The sequence below is a fragment of the Bradyrhizobium sp. MOS002 genome, assembly GCF_003020115.1.
Lineage (GTDB): Bacteria > Pseudomonadota > Alphaproteobacteria > Rhizobiales > Xanthobacteraceae > Bradyrhizobium.
In genome coordinates this window covers 73,820-89,907 of sequence record NZ_PYFX01000005.1, presented here as the reverse complement: position 1 = coordinate 89,907, position 16,088 = coordinate 73,820, and the positions used below count along the sequence as shown (strand labels likewise).

At 65.3% G+C, this 16,088-nt stretch carries 11 protein-coding genes; all 11 read right to left on the bottom strand.

Going from position 1 to position 16,088, the window contains the following annotated elements; genetic code table 11:
* Positions 1 to 651 (bottom strand): 2-hydroxychromene-2-carboxylate isomerase, encoded by a 651-nt coding sequence (locus tag C7G41_RS17620; protein ID WP_106943774.1) that lies wholly within the window; start codon positions 649 to 651, stop codon positions 1 to 3.
* On the bottom strand, positions 648 to 1,136 hold the full coding sequence (locus C7G41_RS17615) for a DUF2867 domain-containing protein (RefSeq protein ID WP_106943773.1): 489 nt from the start codon (positions 1,134 to 1,136) through the stop codon (positions 648 to 650). The genes C7G41_RS17620 and C7G41_RS17615 overlap by 4 nt, the downstream gene beginning before the upstream one ends.
* A complete protein-coding gene (locus C7G41_RS17610) occupies positions 1,133 to 2,527 on the bottom strand; it encodes an MATE family efflux transporter (RefSeq protein WP_106943772.1) in 1,395 nt (464 codons plus the stop codon). Before C7G41_RS17610 ends, C7G41_RS17615 begins: the two co-directional genes overlap by 4 nt.
* A 238-nt stretch (positions 2,528 to 2,765) precedes the next feature.
* On the bottom strand, positions 2,766 to 4,061 hold the full coding sequence (gene murA / locus C7G41_RS17605) for a UDP-N-acetylglucosamine 1-carboxyvinyltransferase (protein WP_106943771.1): 1,296 nt from the start codon (positions 4,059 to 4,061) through the stop codon (positions 2,766 to 2,768).
* A 248-nt stretch (positions 4,062 to 4,309) separates the two neighbouring features.
* A complete protein-coding gene (locus C7G41_RS17600; protein WP_106943770.1) occupies positions 4,310 to 4,777 on the bottom strand; it encodes a hypothetical protein in 468 nt (155 codons plus the stop codon).
* Between the two features lie 269 nt (positions 4,778 to 5,046).
* A complete protein-coding gene (gene gyrB, locus C7G41_RS17595; RefSeq protein WP_106943769.1) occupies positions 5,047 to 7,482 on the bottom strand; it encodes a DNA topoisomerase (ATP-hydrolyzing) subunit B in 2,436 nt (811 codons plus the stop codon).
* A 282-nt stretch (positions 7,483 to 7,764) separates the two neighbouring features.
* Complete coding sequence (locus C7G41_RS17590; RefSeq protein WP_106943768.1) at positions 7,765 to 9,933, bottom strand: hypothetical protein; 2,169 nt, start codon at positions 9,931 to 9,933, stop codon at positions 7,765 to 7,767.
* Positions 9,934 to 10,059: 126 nt separating this feature from the next.
* Positions 10,060 to 10,803, bottom strand: coding sequence for a hypothetical protein (locus C7G41_RS17585; RefSeq protein ID WP_199198452.1), 744 nt, complete (start codon positions 10,801 to 10,803; stop codon positions 10,060 to 10,062).
* Positions 10,804 to 10,922: 119 nt separating this feature from the next.
* On the bottom strand, positions 10,923 to 12,059 hold the full coding sequence (gene recF, locus C7G41_RS17580; RefSeq protein WP_106944053.1) for a DNA replication/repair protein RecF: 1,137 nt from the start codon (positions 12,057 to 12,059) through the stop codon (positions 10,923 to 10,925).
* 111 nt (positions 12,060 to 12,170) lie between these two features.
* Positions 12,171 to 13,289 (bottom strand): DNA polymerase III subunit beta, encoded by a 1,119-nt coding sequence (gene dnaN / locus C7G41_RS17575; RefSeq protein WP_106943766.1) that lies wholly within the window; start codon positions 13,287 to 13,289, stop codon positions 12,171 to 12,173.
* A gap of 280 nt (positions 13,290 to 13,569) precedes the next feature.
* Positions 13,570 to 14,982 (bottom strand): chromosomal replication initiator protein DnaA, encoded by a 1,413-nt coding sequence (dnaA, locus tag C7G41_RS17570; RefSeq protein ID WP_026233035.1) that lies wholly within the window; start codon positions 14,980 to 14,982, stop codon positions 13,570 to 13,572.
* Between the last annotated feature and the right edge of the window lie 1,106 nt (positions 14,983 to 16,088).

The following is a 16,088-nucleotide window of genomic DNA, read 5'->3' as shown; positions in this document are numbered from 1 at the left end:
CTAGCGCTTCGTCAGGCCCTTGCCCTGCATGCGCCAGAGCAGCAGGTCGATACGGTCCTGGCCGAAGAACGGCTCGTTCTCGAACACGAAGGTCGGGACGCCCCAATGGCCTGATGCGGCGTGGTCCTTCTCGTTCTCCGTGATCACCTGCTCGTAGCGATCGGCGTCAGCCGTGATCGCCGCATCCATCGCCGCGAGATCGAAGCCCGCTTTCTCGGCGGCACGCGCGAGATGATCGCCTTCGTTCCATCCCGCCACCGAGCCGTCCCACAGCACGCGGGCGATCGCGTCGGTGAATGCGAGCGAGCGTCCCTCGAGCTGCGCCATGGCGCCCAGCCGGGTCAGGCGGTGGATGTAGGGTTGCTCGGTGGCGACATCGAACGTCGTCTTGTCCTGCACGATCGGATCTGGCCTCGGAAAGCGGAACGGAATGCCCTCGTGCTGCGCCACGCGCGTGCTGTCGAGCACCACATAGCGAATGAAGTTCGGGCTCGCCTTCTTGAAAAATCCGGGCACACGGACTGCGAGCGGATAGACCGGCCGCAAATTCACCGCCAGATCGTAGGTTTCGACCAGCTTCAGCGTCTTCGGCAGCGCCAGATAGCTGAACGGACTGCGAAAGGAGTAGAAGAGGTCGACGGAGAGCGTCATCGCGCCGGCTCCGCGAGCCGCCCCATCATGCTGCGGGCGACGAGCTTGTGGAAGGGCGTGACAAACGCGAGATAGGTGCGGCCCAGCAGATTGTTGGTCCGCACCAGCGTGGTCAAGGTGACGTGGCGCAGCACCGCTTCGCCGGCAACCTCGACCACGATGCGGAAGTCGAGATGGGAATCGTCGAAGCCCGCGACCAGCCGTTCCGGCGTTTCGCTGAGCACCGGAAACAGGCCGATCAGGCCGCCCGGCGCCGGTGCGCCTTCACCCGATTTCTTCAATCCAAAGGGCGTCACCAGGATGTTGCGCAGGCGTGTCAGCGCATCGATCCAGCGCGGACCGTGCAGCACCATCCTCGTGCAGGCCTCGCGGGCATTCACCGTCGCCGCGCCGATCTCGACGCGAAACGTGTCGATGAATTGCGCACCCGCCAGCACGGCTTCGGCGTCGACCTCAGGGGTGACTTCGCGGACGGTCCCGTTCATCCCGCCAGTTTGCGCGTCAGCATCCGGAAGCGCAAGATCAGAAGTCCGGCATAGACGAACGATCCGATCGACAGTCCGATCCAGACCCCGACCGCGCCGAGATTGGTGTGAAAAGCCAGCCACCAGGCGATCGGAAAGCCCACGCACCAATAGCCGATCGCGGCGAATGCCAGCGTCATCCTGGTGTCATTGATGCCGCGCAGCGCGCCGCCCATGATGGTCTGGATCGCATCGGCAATGAAGAAGGTTGCGCCGACCAGCAGCAGCGTTGCGGTCAGCTCGACGGTCGCCATGCTCGCCTCGCCGCTGCCGAAGAACAGCCGTCCGAGCTCATAGCGACCGGCGATGATCGCGACGGTCAGGGCCGAGACGAACGCGATCCCGATCACCGCGGCGACGAGACCTGCGCGCTTTACCGCCAGCGGCTCGCCGCGGCCGAAGGCATGGCCGACCCGCACGGTCGCCGCCATGCCGATGCCGAGCGGGACCATGAACAGCACGGCGGTGACCTGGAGCGCGATCTGATGCGCCGCGAGCGCAGTGGTGGAGATCAACCCCATCAGCAACGCCGCCGAAGAGAACAGGCCATATTCCAGCAGCAGCGAGAACGAGATCGGGGCGCCGATCGCGATGAGCTTGCGCATCAGCGGCCAGTCGATCCGCCAGAGATGGGCAAGCGGACGATAGTCCGCGAACGGCTTGCGCAGCCCCGCAATGGCGAGCGTGGCGACGAAGGTGGCGAGATTGACCAGCGTGGTGGCAAGCCCCGCGCCGAACAGGCCGAGCTCCGGCAGGCCGAACAGGCCGTGGATCAGGACATAGACCAGCGCGGCATTGACGGGGATCGCCGCGAGCGTGATCCACAGCGGGGCCTGCGGCCGGTTCACCGCGCTCATCATGCTGCGCAGCGCGATGAAGCCGAGCGCCGGCGCGATGCCCCAGGCCAGTCCGTTCAGATAGCGCTGGGCGAGCGCGGCCGAGTGCGGCGCCTGACCGAGTGCGACCAGGATGTGCTCGCCATAGAGCGGCGAGGCCATCATCGGCAGCGAGATCAGCAACGCCACCCACAAGCCGACGCGCAAGGAGCGGCGGATGCGCCTGACATCGCCGGCGCCGAACGCCTGCGCGACCAGGGGCGATACCGCCGCCATCAATCCGAGCCCGAAGGTGAAGCTGACGAAGTAGACCGTATGCGCCAGCGCTGCTGCTGCGACCGCGCTCTCGCCGAGCCGGCCGATCAGCGCGAGATCGGTCGTGATCATCGCGATCTGCCCGAGTTGCGTCAGCATCATCGGCACGGCCAGCCGCAGCGTCTCGACGAATTCGTCGGCGAGAGGATTTGGCGGCACGCCGGCTTGCGGCTGCGAACGAGGCTGGACGGTGTCGAGCATGGCGGGCTCAATAGCACGGCCGGGCGACGAAAACATGGCTCCCCGCACTCGTGTCCCGGACGCGCTGCAGCGCGAAGCGATGCTGCGCAGAGCCGGGACCCAGAAGTTGCGTGCACGGCTCCTGGCCGCATGGGCCCCGGCTCAGCAGCGCATCACACCGGACGATGCTTCGCATCGCCGGGAGTGCTGCGCTGCGTCCGGGGCACGAGACCATTTTCGGATTGGGAGCCGAAGCGCCTCAGCCCTTCCGTTCCGGCACGCGCCTGATCTTCGCGCCGAGCGCGTTCAGCCGTTCGTCGATGCGCTCGTAGCCGCGCTCGATCTGGTCGGCGTTGTTGATCGTGGAGGTGCCCTCGGCGCAGACGGCCGCCAGCAGCATGGCCATTCCCGCGCGAATGTCGGGTGAGGTCATCGTCGCGCCGTGCAGCCGGCTTGGACCGGCGATGATGGCGCGATGCGGATCGCACAGCACGATGCGCGCGCCCATCGCGATCAGCTTGTCGACGAAGAACATCCGCGATTCGAACATTTTTTCGAACATCAGGATCACGCCCTCGCATTGCGTGGCGGTGACGATCGCGATCGACATCAGATCGGCCGGGAAGGCCGGCCAGGGCTGGTCCTCCAGCTTCGGCACGTGGCCGCCAAAATCGTCCTGGATCTTCAGCGTCTGGTTCGAGGGCACGATGAGATCGTCGCCCTCGGTACGGCAGACGATGCCGAGCCGCTCGAAGCCCATGCGGATCGAGCGCAGATGCTCGACGCCGGCACGCACGATGCGAAGCGGTGAGCGCGTCACGGCCGCAAGCCCGATCAGCGAGCCGACCTCGATATGGTCAGGCTGGATCCGGTAGGTCGCGCCGCCCAGCGTCGCCGGACCGTGCACGATCATGGTGTTGGTGCCGATGCCCTCGATCTTGGCGCCGAGCGCGACCAGGAAATTGGCGAGGTCCTGCACATGCGGCTCGGACGCCGCGTTGCGCAAATACGTGATGCCTTCGGCGGCGACGGCTGCGACCAGCGCGTTCTCGGTCGCGGTCACGCTGGGTTCGTCCAGGAACACGTCGGCGCCGGTCAGTTTCGAAGCGCGAAATTCGAGCCGGTCGGTCGCGGTGACCTTGGCGCCCAACTGCTCCAGCGCCAGCACATGCGTGTCGAGCCTTCGGCGGCCGATGACGTCGCCGCCGGGCGGCGGCAGCATCACTTCGCCGCAGCGGGCGAGCAGGGGGCCCGCGAGCAGGATCGAGGCGCGGATGCGGACGCACAACTCCGGATCGAGATCGGCGGCGCGGATGCTCTTGGCGTGGATGTGAAGCGTGTTGCGGGCCGTCCATTCCGCCGCCGCACCGACCGAGCGGATCAGCTCGACCAGCGTCTCGGTGTCGCGGATCCGCGGCACGTTTTCCAGCGTCACCGGATGCTCGGTGAGCAGGGCTGCCGCGATGATCGGCAGCGCCGCATTCTTGTTGCCGGACGGCTCGATCGAGCCCGAGAGCCGGTGACCGCCCTCGACAATGTACTGGATGGGCGCCACGGGGTCTCTCGCTGTCTTATTGGTGGGGCGGACGGGTTTTCGAGGCGGAAACTACAGAGAATTGAGCGCGGTAGCAATTGCGCCAGCCGCGGCTGCCCGCGCCCATGTGGCTGCCAGACCCTCATGGCGAGGAGCGAGGAACGCGCGTCTCGCACCATGGAGGGCCCGGCTTTCGCCCGGGGGCCATCCTTCGAGACGCCCGCTGTCGAGGGCTCCTCAGGATGAGGTTCGGAGCTCGTGGCGGGCGGTCAGAACAGCCCGATGATATTCCCGACCACATAGAGGATCGCGATTAAGATCAGCGCGCCGATCATCACGAAGGAGATTTCGATCGCGATGGCGCAGGTGCCGAGGATGGCGGCGACGCCGGCGAGGAGCCGTTCCTCGCGGAAAATCAGCGAGAGGACCGAGAGCAGGATGGCGAGCAGGCCGAGCGAGATAGCGGCGGCTGAAGCTGTTTCGCTCCAGCTTCGTCCGGCCGATTTCTCGACCTTGGGCGCCTGATACTCAACGCCCTTCACGCGCGCGATCATGCGGTCCTTGATGCGATGTTCGGTGTCGACGATGACCTGGTCCGCCGGCGGCGGGGAAAACACGATCGGCACGACCCAATGCGGCAATACAGCCGCCATTAGCGCAAGCACACCGACAAGGCTGCCGATGATGCCGAGCCGGCGGGATGGCACGGCTGAACTGGTCGCGGTGGAGCTGGTCATGACGGGGCGCTTCCCGGCCGCAATTGGCCAACGGGTTCATGCCACTTCGTCGCGATGGTGGGTGGTGAGGTTCAGCCGAGGTGTTGCCACGAAGGCGGTGTGCCCCCTCTCCCGCTTGCGGGAGAGGGCAGGGGAGAGGGTGTGTCCGCAACGGGACAATCCCAAGCGGAGAAAGCCCCCACCCGCCGCTTCGCGTCGACCTCCCCCGCGAGCGGGAGAGGTTGCAGCGAGCGCTTGGCCAGCAGTTCGAAATCCAAAGCCCTTCGGCCCTAGATATCGATCGTCGCGCTCAGCGAATGTTCCTGGATGAAGTCGCGGCGCGGCTCGACCACGTCGCCCATCAGCTTGGTGAAGATGTCGTCGGCCTCGTCGACCTCCTTGACCTTCACCTGGAGCAGCGATCGCGCATTGACGTCCAGCGTCGTCTGCCAGAGCTGCTCCGGGTTCATCTCGCCCAGCCCTTTGTAGCGCTGCAGCGAGACGCCCTTGCGGCCGGCGTCGGTGACGGCTTCGAACAGATCGACCGGGCCGTAAACCATGTGCTCGGTGTCCTTGCGCCGCAGCTTGCCGGGGCGGGCATAAACGTCCTGGAGCTTGACCGTGTACTCGTCGAGCTTGCGGGCTTCGACCGAGCCCAGGAACGCGTCATCGATGAGGGCGGCTTCCTTGACGCCGCGCACCGTGCGCTCGAACTGGAAACCCTGGCCTTCCACGTATTGGCCGATCCAGCCGCGCTCGACCTCGTCGGCGAGCGTGTCGAGGCGGGCGGCGATGTATTGCGCGGCCGCGGCGGCCTTCTCCGGATCGCCGTAGATCGCCTTGTTGAGGACACCGGTGATGGCGGCCTGCTCGATCACCTTGCGATTGTAGCGGGTGTGCAGGCTGCGCAGGATGCCGCGGACGGCGCGGGCGTCGTCGACCAGCGAGCGCAGGTCGCGGCCGGTACGATCGCCGCCGGTGCCGGGGATATAGACGCAATCGTCGAGCCCGGTATCGATCAGATAATCTTCCAGCGCCCGCTCGTCCTTCAGATATTGCTCGGACTTGCCGCGGTTGACCTTATAGAGCGGCGGCTGGGCGATGTAGAGATAGCCGCCGTCGATGATTTCTCGCATCTGCCGGTAGAAGAAAGTGAGCAGCAGCGTGCGGATGTGAGCGCCGTCGACGTCGGCGTCCGTCATCACGATGATCTTGTGATAGCGCAGCTTCTCGATCGAGAACTCGTCGCCGATGCTCGTTCCGAGCGCGGTGATCAGCGTGCCGATCTGCTCGCTGCCCAGCATCTTGTCGGGACGCACGCGTTCGACATTGAGGATCTTGCCGCGCAGCGGCAGCACGGCCTGGAATTCGCGGTTGCGGCCCTGCTTGGCGCTGCCGCCTGCCGAGTCACCCTCGACGATGAAGAGCTCGGACTTGGCCGGATCCTTTTCCTGGCAGTCGGCGAGTTTGCCGGGCAGCGAGGAGACCGAGAGCGGGCTCTTGCGCGTCAGCTCGCGCGCCTTGCGCGCGGCTTCGCGGGCAGCTGCCGCCTGAATCACCTTGCCGACGATCATCTTGGCTTCGGAAGGGTGCTCCTCGAACCAGGCCTGCAGCGCCTCGTTGAGTACGTTCTCGACCACGGGCCGCACCTCCGAGGACACCAGCTTGTCCTTGGTCTGCGACGAAAATTTGGGGTCCGGCACCTTCACCGAAAGAACGGCGGTGAGGCCTTCGCGGCAATCATCGCCCGTGAGCGCGATCTTTTCCTTTTTCGCATTGGCCTCGGCATAGCCGTTGACCTGGCGCGTCAGCGCGCCGCGGAAACCGGCGAGGTGGGTGCCGCCGTCGCGCTGCGGGATGTTGTTGGTGAAGCACAGCACGTTCTCGTGGTAGCTGTCGTTCCACCACAACGCGGCCTCGACACCGATGCCGTTGGCTTCCGCACGCACCATGATCGGCGCCGGCACGATCGCCTTCTTGTTGCGGTCGAGATATTTGACGAATTCCTCGACGCCGCCGGAATAGTGCATCTCCTCGCGCTTCTCGACCGCGTGACGCATGTCGGAGAGGGCGATGTTGACGCCGGAGTTGAGGAAGGCGAGCTCGCGCAGCCGGTGCTCCAGCGTGGCGAAGTCATACTCGATGTTCTTGAAGGTTTCCGTCGAGGCCTGGAACGTCACCTCGGTGCCGCGCCTGCCGGGCGCATCGCCGACCACCTTGAGCGGCGCGACCGCATCGCCATGGGCGAATTCGATGTAGTGTTCCTTGTTGTCGCGCCAGATGCGCAAGCCGAGTTTGCTCGACAGCGCGTTGACGACGGAGACGCCGACGCCGTGCAGGCCGCCGGAAACCTTGTAAGAATTCTGGTCGAACTTACCGCCGGCATGGAGCTGGGTCATGATGACCTCGGCCGCCGAGATGCCTTCGCCCTTGTGGATGTCGACGGGAATGCCGCGGCCGTCGTCGCGCACGGTGACGGAATTGTCGGAATTGAGGATCACGTCGACGCGCGTGGCGTGGCCCGCGAGCGCCTCGTCGATCGCGTTGTCGACGACCTCGTAGACCATATGATGCAGGCCTGAGCCGTCATCGGTGTCGCCGATATACATGCCCGGGCGCTTGCGAACGGCGTCGAGACCCTTGAGCACGCGGATCGATTCCGCCCCGTAATCGCTTGGATTTGAGGGTTCGTTTTCGGCAGGCGTCTGCCGAGCAGGTTCTGTCATGAGAGGCCTTCGAGATGTCGCCCGAATCAGCCGCGCAAAAGGCGCTGATATGCAGGCTATTTGTGCCATGAAAGACGGATTGCGCCTAGCGCAAAGTATCTCCCGGCAAGTCCTTGATCAAATAGGGATTTTTGACCGGTTTTCAAGGCGTTCGAAGGCCGATTCCAGGCGTTGAAAAAAGCGCGATTCGGGAGGCCGTTTCGGGTTGCTGAAAGGCGTGGATTTTGCGGGGACGAAGGATGTTCCGAGGCGCCTGAAACGCCCCGGAACGGCCTTTGCAGCTCAATACATCTGAAGCGGCAGCACGTCTCCGCTTGGCCCCACCAGGAGGCCCCAGGCATCGCCGGCGGCCACGGTGAGGGTCTCAGTGCGAGCAGGGCGTCCCGGCAGACGCAGCGCGTACTGGTACTTGCCAGGCGGTAGATCGAGCATCGGGCCTTTCGGCGATTGCGGACCGCCGGCGCCGGCCGCGATCTTCACGGTTTGATTGTTGATCGTCAGAGATGCTTCCTTCGGCCCCATATTGCCGAGCATTAGCCTCGCCTGTCCGGCCTTCGGCATGATGTCGGCCTTGGCCGCAGCCTGCGGATTCCGCTGCATCAGGCTGACCGTGGTCTCGTCCCTGGCGCGGCCGAGCTTCAGCACGGCCGGTCCCTGCGGCGAGGTGAACGCGAGCTCCGCCCGCTCGGCGGTCACGGTTGCGCCGTCGGTCTTCTCCTGCCAGCCGCGCTTGGTCAGCTCCGTGCGATAGAAGGCGAGGACCTCGCCAAGCTCGGCGGGGACGCTGGCTTCAAGCTCGGTCCGGAACGACTGGTCGCTGCCGGGGAATTTCGTGGAGCTTAATCCGGTCGAGCTGCGCTGTGTCGGCACTGGCAGGGCGGAATCGGGATCGGGCGTGAGCGGCTCCTTCGATTCGGTCTGGACAGCCTTGGCTTGGGTCGATTTGACCTCGGCGGGCTTCGCCGCGGCGATGACCAGACCGGAGCCGTTGGCGCTGACGTTCACCTTCGGCCCCATTTGCATCACGGTCATCGAGATCGACTTGCCGCTCTTGGAGAATTCCATCACCGCCATGTTCGGCTGATTGATGACGGAGGGCTGCTCCTTCCAGCCCGCTGGCTTGAGCGATGCGCGATAGAACGCGGTGAGCGCCTTCACGCTTGAGGTCGAGGAGAATTCGAGCCTGCCGTCGTCGCCCTCGAACTTCACGCTTTCGGCGTTTTCAGGCAGCGGCACCGGAGTCTTGCTGTCGGCGAGTGCGTTGAGCGGCGCGTCGGACAATGCGGCCGCCTGCACCTTGCGTCTGGCCTCGTCGGCGGTGATGAGCTGCTTGGCCGCACCTAACGCGTCCCCAAGGAACTTTTCGTCGGCTTCCTTCTTCGCCTTGGCACGGGCGGCAAGCGCGGAGTCCTTCACCTGGGCGGTCAGGCTGACCATGGTGAAATCGTATTTGCGGCCAAGCCGCAGCAGGCCGGTTTCCTCCGCCGAAGAGATCCTGATCGCGACCTCGTCGCCGGGTGCGAGCGGCGCGTTGCCGTCCTCCTGCCAGCCCCGCGCGGCGAGCTCGCGGTGATAGAAGGCGAGCACGGCGGGCAGCTCGGCCATCGCGGCGGCTGACATCTCGCGCTTGTTGTCGCTCGCGCCGCCGAGGCCCCTGGCCGTCTTGGTCGGGCTCGGCCGCGGCAGGCCGGCCAGATCGCTATCGGCCTTGAGCTCGCTGGGTAGCGCGAAGGGCGCGACCCGGATATCGACATGGGTGCGGCCGTCGTCCCGGCGCGTCAGCGTCAGCATCACGGGCTTCTGCTGATAGAAGCCGCTCTCTTTGCTGTCGGCATGCGCGTAGAACGCGCGCAGGCCGTTGGGAACGGTTTCATCCAGACTGGTCGTCCAGTGCGCGGCGGTTTCCGGCGTGAGCTTCTGCCAGCCGATCGCGGCCATCTGGCTCGCATAGAAGTTCGACGTTGCATCGAGCGGCGTCGGCGCGATGCAGCCGAGATATGGCCGGGTCCCGTCAAACACGATGTCGCCTGCGCCTTCCGGAAACGGCACGTTCCCGTAGATCCGGTCGGTGGTGTAGTAAACTACGGACTGGTCGGGCCGGCCGGGCGCCTGCGTGAAATGAACGGAAAGGCCCTGTCGTCCCTTCCTGAACTTCAGCAGGGTGCTTTTCTCCTCCAGCGGCATCACATAGGCGACCCAGCCGTTGGCGCTCAGGAGCTTTTGGACCGCGGGCAGTGTCGCGGCCTGCGGCGTCGGCACGCGATACTCGACGCGATAGGGATCGGGGCGCGAGGTGTCTTCCACCGCACCTTCGAGCCGCGGCAGCGCGTGGACGTCGACGATTCCCTCGTCGGCGCCGGCCGCGATCGAGCAGCTCGCCATCAGGAAGAGACCGCATGCAAACAGCCGCCAACGTGCCGGGACTTGCGTCCCGCGCGGGATCATCGCCATCGTTAGTTCTCCAGGATGCCGCGCGGCGCTTGGGCGCGCGCGATTGCAACGGCTGCGACACCGTCGGCGGGGCCTCAGACGAGAAGTCGCGGCAGGAACCGGGCAGGTTCAAAGATCCCGGACTGGTCAATACAGCTGGAGCGGCGACCATGCCTCGCCGTCGCGCCCGACGGTGAGCTCCCAGGCGTCGCCGGCCGCGACGGTGAGGATGTTGGTATGGGCCGGACGGCCGGGCACGCCCAGTTCGTAGGAATATTTGCCGGGTGCCAGATCCAGCGATACGGCATTCGCGCCGGCGGCGCGCTTGATCGTCCGCGCGTCGATCCCGAGCACTGCTTCCGTCTCGCCGATATTGCTGAACACCAGCTTCGCCTGGCCCGGTTCGGGCATGACGTTCGCCCTGGTTGCAGTATCCGAGTTCTTCTGCACGAGATGGACCAAGGTGCTGCTGTCCTTGCGGCCGAGCTCCAGCATGGCCGGCCCGAGCGGAGAGACGAACGCTAGCCGGACGTGATGGGCGGAGACGACGGCGCCATCGTGTTGCTCCTGCCAGCCGAGCTTTCCGAGCTCCGTGCGGTAGAAGGTGAGAACGTCGCCGAGCTCGGCGGGCACGGTGGCTTCGAGCTTGACGCGAAGCGGCGCTTCGACGCCCCGCATCAGGGTGGTGTGGATTCCTCTGAAGCTGTAGCGGGTCGGTGCGGGCAGCCTGGCATCGGGATCCGGTGTGAGGTCGGCCGAAAACAGCGCCGCGAGATGCGGCATCCAGGCGCCGGCGCTTGCCGCGAGCATGCAGATCGCAAGCAGGAAGAAGCCGCACGCAAACGCCCGCCATCGTGCCGGGGCTTGCGCCCCGGACCTTTCCGCCCGCATCTCACTCTCCAGGGGTCTCGCGCGTGATGTCATTGCGCGATTGCAAACCGGCCGCGACACCGTCGGCGCGGCCTCCGGCAACTAGTCGCGGCGGGAACGGGGCTGGTTCAACGACGGCGCTACCGCCGGGCCGATACCTGTCCGCTTTCGACGTCGAAGATTTCGCCCCCGGTGCCGATCTCGGCGAAGGCGGCGGGGTCTGCGCCGGTCAGCCACACCTGCGCGCCGAGCTTGCGCAGCTCGTCGAACAGCGCAGCGCGCCTGCCAGGATCGAGATGCGCGACGACCTCGTCGAGCAGCAGCAGCGGCACGATGCCGGTCATCTCGGCGACCAGGCTCGCATGTGCCAGCACCAGCCCGATCAGCAACGCCTTCTGCTCGCCGGTCGAGGCATCGCGCGCCGGCATGCTTTTCGGCGCGTAGATCACCTGCAGATCGGTGAGATGCGGACCATCCGTGGTGCGACCCGCGATGGCGTCACGCGGACGGTTGTCGCGCAGGATCTGGCGGTAGCGGTCCTCGACCGACGTCGCGGTCTCGTTGAGGAGCGCGTTCTCCATCCAGCCGTCGAGCGCGATCTGCGCCGAGGGGAAGGCGGAGGCCTGCGCGCGTGCATTCAGCATGCCGGTGAGACGCGCCGCGGTCTGGCCGCGGGTCGCGGCGACCGCGACCGCAAGCTCCGCGGTCTCGCGCTCGATCGCGTCACACCAATGGTCGTCGTAATTGCGCGTCTCGAGCAGGCGGTTGCGCGAGCGCAGGGAACGTTCGAGCGCGGAGATGCGGCTGGAATGGTCGCTGTCGATGGCAAGCACCAGGCGGTCGAAGAAGCGCCGCCGCTCGGACGCCGCGCCCATGAACAGCCCGTCCATCGCCGGCGTCAGCCATACCATGCGGATGTGGTCGCCGAACGCCGCGGCCGAATTGACCGGTTCGCGGTCGATGCGGCAGCGCCGGCTGACCGGGCTATCTGCGCGCGGCGGATCGATGCCGGTGCCGAGCGTGGCAAGGCCCAGCGCGCCCTCGACCTGTGCCGACACCGCCCAGGAGCCGTCGCCCTGGTTGTCGGCGACGTCGTCCAGCGTCGCGCGCCGCAGGCCGCGTCCCGGCGACAGGAACGAGATCGCCTCGATGCAATTGGTCTTGCCCGCTCCGTTCGGCCCGACCAGCGCCACCATGTCAGCCTTCGCCTCGAGCCCCGCCGCCCGGTAATTACGAAAATGCGTCAGCGTCAGGCGATGAATGCGGGAGGGGGTCATGATGTCTTTGTCATTGCCGGGCATCCACGTTTGGGTCCTCCAAAGACGTGGATGGCCGGGACAAGCCCGGCCATGACGGATGTAGTCGATGCGAAGGGGCGCCGGTAGCCCTCACACCCGCATCGGCATCAGCACGTAGAGCGCGCTCTTGTCGTCGCGGTCTTGCACCAGGGTCGGCGAGCCGGGGTCGGCGAGCCGGAGTGTTGCTACGTCGCCTTCGATCTGGGCGGCGATGTCGAGCAGATAGCGGGAGTTGAAGCCGATATCGAGGGCGTCGGAGGCGTATTCGACTTCGAGCTCTTCGGTCGCGCTGCCGGAATCCGGATTGGTCACCGACAGCACCAGCTTGCCCGGCGACAGCGAGAGTTTCACGGCTCGCCCGCGCTCGCTGGAAATCGTCGAGACACGGTCGACCGCGTTCTCGAAATCCTTCTTGTCGACGACGAGCTCCTTGTCGTTGCCCTGCGGGATCACGCGGCCGTAGTCGGGGAAGGTGCCGTCGATCAGCTTCGAGGTCAGCACCACATTGCCGATGGTGAAACGGATCTTGGCCTGCGACAGCTCGATCGTGACCTCGGCCTCGTTGTCTTCGATCAGGCGCTGCACCTCGCCGACCGTCTTGCGCGGCACGATCACGCCGGGCATGCCCTCGGCGCCCTTGGGCTGGACCAGGTCGAGCTGGGCGAGGCGGTGGCCGTCGGTGGCGACGCCGCGCAGGGTGGCGGCTTTGGCCGAGCCTGCGGCATGCAGATAGATGCCGTTGAGATAGTAGCGGGTCTCCTCCGTGGAGATCGCGAACTGGGTGCGGTCGATCAGCCGTTTGACGTCCTTGGCGGCGAGATTGAACGAATGCGACATGTCGCCGGCGGCGAGATCCGGAAAATCGTTCTCCGGAAGGGTCTGCAGCGTGAAGCGGGAACGGCCGGCGCGGATCGCCAGCACGGCGCGGTCGCCGTCGGCTTCGAGCACGATCTGCGAACCGTCCGGCAGCTTGCGCACGATGTCGTAGAACATGTGCGCCGGAACGGTGGTGGAGCCCGCGGTCGCGGTTTCCGCCGCGAGCGTTTCCGTGACCTCGAGGTCGAGGTCGGTCGCCTTCAGCGACAATTTCGCGTTCTCGGCCCTAACAAGCACGTTGCCGAGGATCGGAATCGTGTTGCGGCGCTCGACCACGCGGTGGACGTGGCCCAGCGACTTCAGGAGTTGCGCGCGTTCGACCGTAACCTTCATTGCACTACTCGCCCGATCCCCAAGGAAACACAAATCTGAAAAAGCCGGGCGGCGGGACGCGCGCCACGGCACCGAAGACCCCGGAAAGCCGGATCATCCAGCCGATATGACCAAAGCCGTCAGGGTCGCGCAAGGTGGCGCGTAAAGTCATCCGTTTCAAGGGATTGCGCGATGGTTCCCCACGATTTACCCGCAAAGACGGGGCCCGCCGCCCAGGCAGACCAAGGCCGCCGCCCAGCAGGGCCGGGGCGGCGGGAGCGAAGAGAAAAGACCTAGGCGTTTATTCCTGAAGCTGGCGCTTGAGCGATTCGACCTCGTCCGACAGCGCCGTGTCCTTGGAAACCAGGGCCTCGATCTTGCGAACGGCGTGCAGCACCGTGGTGTGGTCGCGCCCGCCGAACCGGCGGCCGATTTCCGGCAGCGATCGCAGGGTCAGCGTCTTGGCGAGATACATCGCCACCTGGCGCGGACGGACCACGTTGGCGGTCCGGCGCGAGGACAAGAGGTCGGAGCGGCTGACATTATACTGCCGCGCCACCACGCGCTGGATGTCCTCGATCTTGATCCGCTTCGGCTCCTGCGGCCGGATCAGGTCGCGCACCTCGTGCTCCGCCATCTCCAGCGTTACCGGGCGGTTGTTGAGCTTCGAGTGTGCGAGCAGGCGGTTGATCGCGCCTTCGAGATCCCGGCCGTTATGGGTGATGGCGCGGGCCAGATAGGTCAGCACCTCCTCCGGCACCTCGAAGGTGGCATGATGAGCGCGGGCCGCGGCGACGCGCGACTTCAGAATACCGTGCCGCAGCTCCTCGCCGAGCGAGGCCATCTCGACCACGAGGCCGCCGGCCAGCCGCGAGCGCACGCGGTCATCGAGGCTTTCGAGATCGGACGGCGGCCGGTCGGCCGCGATCACGACCTGGCGCCCGGCATCGATCAGCGCGTTCAGCGTGTGGCAGAACTCGGCCTGGGTCGACTTGCCCTGCAGGAACTGGAGATCGTCGATCACGAGCACGTCGATGCCGCGCAGCGCTTCCTTGAAGGCGAGTGCCGTCTGCGTCTTCAGCGCGGCGACGAAGCCGTACATGAATTTCTCGGCGGTGAGATAAAGCACCTTGCGCTCGTTGCCGGAATTGCCGGCCCAGGTCACCGCCTGCAAGAGATGCGTCTTGCCGAGGCCGACGCCCGCATGAATGTAGAGCGGATTGAACATGACGGGATCGCCGCGACGACCCTCGGCGACCTGACGCGCAGCCGCATGCGCCAGCGTGTTGGAGCGGCCGACGACGAAGCTCGCGAAGGTCAGGCGCGGATCGAGCGGCGAGCCGCCGAGCGCATCATGATTGGCCGAGACCGGCGCGGTCGCGGTCGAGCGCAGCTCCGGCGCAGGCGAGCGGCGCGTCTCGACCGGCGCGGGCGCTTCCTTCTGCTGAACCACGGGGCGCACGGCCGAGCGCACGGTGAGATCGATGCGATGCACTTCGGGCATCTCGGCCTGCCAGCACGACAGCACGCGCTCGGCATAATGGGCCTGGATCCAGCTCTTCAGGAAGCGGGTCGGCACCGACAGACGCACGCTCTCGTCCTGGACGCCTTCCAGATCCATGCGTGCAAACCAGCTCGTATAGACGTCTTCGCCAACGTTCGAGCGCAGCCGACTCTTCACGCGTGACCAGCGATCCTGTTCCGGGGTTGTCATCATTTGAGAACTTTTCTTGAGAGATAAGGTTGCGTGGTGAGCGCCATGCAGAGTTCCTGCCAGCAATACCTGCCCTGGGAGACTTGCAATGGCGCGACCTCAAGCGATTTCACCTGCAGGCATGGCTCGACCGTTCGGCGGAAACGCCGCGTCCGATCAGCAATGTCTAGAGATGGAGGGGTCGCGAGGTCAGCGCGTACTCGGCGCTCCGTGACACGCGGGAGGCTTGGTGTCCGACGAATCTAAAACGGCATCGCAGAAAGTCGAAATGCTGGAAGTCGAAATGTGTTTCAATACCGCGTTGAGTTCGTAAGACATGATACCTCCCCGTCCTGCCGTGATTGCTCACGACAAGGTCCTGCGTGTCCAAACGACACCCGCGTCGTAGTCGGATGCCTGCCCGTGTACTCGTCGTCCGCTCGGCTTCGCCATCATGCCTGTCGGGGCAGCTTTCAAGATGTCTCTTAAGCGCGAGAGAAAGATCCCGCTTGGAGACATTCAGACAAAGAGCTACCGTTCCCGCATTGCTGTGGGTTGTGATCCGACAATCGCTTGTTGAAGCGCCGCCTACGTGCACATCGCCGCCGATTTGCACGCTCGCCCCGTTTCCGATACCGCGCTGGTCTCAAGATCGTGGGCGCCGCTGACGTCTTAAGGAATACACTATGCGGGAAGACTCGCAACGGAATTGATTCACACTTGAGGCATCAAAAATCTTGATCTGCGTTAACGCCACGCGGACTTGTGCACAGGCTTCAGAGCAAGTTTTTGGATTCGTGCACAGAATCGAAGACGCCGCGTTTGATGTGACAATTCTCCGCCACCGCCAAAAATTTTTTACAAAAGCGTCACGCGCACGACGCGCTGGCGATTTTTCCAAATGCTTGGCCTCGCTATGCCGATAAGTGGTTAGCGAGCCATCGCTTTTTGAGTCTCGTTTCACAGGGTAACTCCACCGGTCAATTCGATCCGGGGAATCTACGGTGTGCAAAACTCGCGGCGCCGCGAATTCAAGTTGTGCCCGCTTTGCAACGACTTTTTGCACCGCGGTGGAAGTTTCCGCTGTTGCAAATTCGCTCGCAGGTAAAACTACGGGATGCGTCCTG

Bases quoted from the DNA above. Each gene is read 5' to 3' on its own strand.
- C7G41_RS17585 (WP_199198452.1), bottom strand. From the start codon at position 10,803: ATGCGGGCGGAAAGGTCCGGGGCGCAAGCCCCGGCACGATGGCGGGCG.
- recF (WP_106944053.1), bottom strand. From the start codon at position 12,059: ATGACCCCCTCCCGCATTCATCGCCTGACGCTGACGCATTTTCGTAAT.
- C7G41_RS17610 (WP_106943772.1), bottom strand. From the start codon at position 2,527: ATGCTCGACACCGTCCAGCCTCGTTCGCAGCCGCAAGCCGGCGTGCCG.
- dnaN (WP_106943766.1), bottom strand. From the start codon at position 13,289: ATGAAGGTTACGGTCGAACGCGCGCAACTCCTGAAGTCGCTGGGCCAC.
- dnaA (WP_026233035.1), bottom strand. From the start codon at position 14,982: ATGACAACCCCGGAACAGGATCGCTGGTCACGCGTGAAGAGTCGGCTG.
- C7G41_RS17615 (WP_106943773.1), bottom strand. From the start codon at position 1,136: ATGAACGGGACCGTCCGCGAAGTCACCCCTGAGGTCGACGCCGAAGCC.
- C7G41_RS17620 (WP_106943774.1), bottom strand. From the start codon at position 651: ATGACGCTCTCCGTCGACCTCTTCTACTCCTTTCGCAGTCCGTTCAGC.
- gyrB (WP_106943769.1), bottom strand. From the start codon at position 7,482: ATGACAGAACCTGCTCGGCAGACGCCTGCCGAAAACGAACCCTCAAAT.
- C7G41_RS17600 (WP_106943770.1), bottom strand. From the start codon at position 4,777: ATGACCAGCTCCACCGCGACCAGTTCAGCCGTGCCATCCCGCCGGCTC.
- C7G41_RS17590 (WP_106943768.1), bottom strand. From the start codon at position 9,933: ATGGCGATGATCCCGCGCGGGACGCAAGTCCCGGCACGTTGGCGGCTG.